1 protein-coding gene is annotated in these 877 nt (G+C 42.2%); it reads left to right on the forward strand.

The annotated features are described in order from the left end of the window. Positions 1-877 (forward strand): hypothetical protein (locus ACFSQ3_RS06085; protein ID WP_380868488.1); only part of this gene is annotated, 877 nt, incomplete at both ends.

Here is an 877-nt window from a genome sequence, read left to right on the forward strand (position 1 = left end):
GTTGATTTCCTACGCTTCTCATGGGCTCAATTTGTTTTCAAAAATATTAAAGTCGAAAAGGGCAATAAAGCTACCGACTGGACGCCTGCTCCGGAAGATGTGGATAATGCATTAGACGTATTTCGAACAGAGACAGAAACAAATTTCTCTGTGCAGCAAGGGTTGATTGCATCAAAGGTCGCGCAAAATGATTTCAATGCGCTAGGCCAAAGAGTTTCGACCGCTGAAAGTAATGTTATTCAGACCGCCAATGAACTTAAATCCAAAGTTTCGCAGACAGCATTCGATAGTTTGGAAAACTCTATGAATGGAGTGTCTGGAAGGATTACTGCTGCAGAAACTGAGATTAGTCAGCAGGCAGGCCAGATTGAGCAAAGAGCTACGAAAACCGAGGTAAGCACCGACATATCAAATGCAAAATCAGAAGCTATAGGTACGGCTGCAAACGATGCCTCCAACAAAGCCAATCAAGCAGAAAGCAATTCTAAAGGATATACCGATGGTCAAGTGTCGGCAGTTGCCACACGAGTAACTACGGCAGAAACAAAAATCACTCAAAACGCGGAACAGATTGATTTTAGGGCGACCAAAACAGAAGTTGCCGCTTTAAAAAAAGATACTGAATCGGCTATCACTATACTTGCTGATGAGATCGAACAAAAAGTATCGTCAACCGATTTCAATACGCTAGGTCAGCGAGTGGGTTCGACAGAGACTGGAATCACCAATCTATCCAATGCTCTTACACTCCAATCACAAAGTCTTGATAATGTTACGGGTCGAGTTCAATCTGCTGAAGCCAAAATAACTCCCAATGCAATAAACTTAGTTGTTGGTGAGCAAATTGACGATAAGGTTAAATCTATTGACATAGGAG

Origin of the sequence: Sphingobacterium corticis (assembly GCF_042684745.1) — a bacterium.
Taxonomy (GTDB): Bacteria; Bacteroidota; Bacteroidia; order Sphingobacteriales; family Sphingobacteriaceae; genus Sphingobacterium; species Sphingobacterium corticis.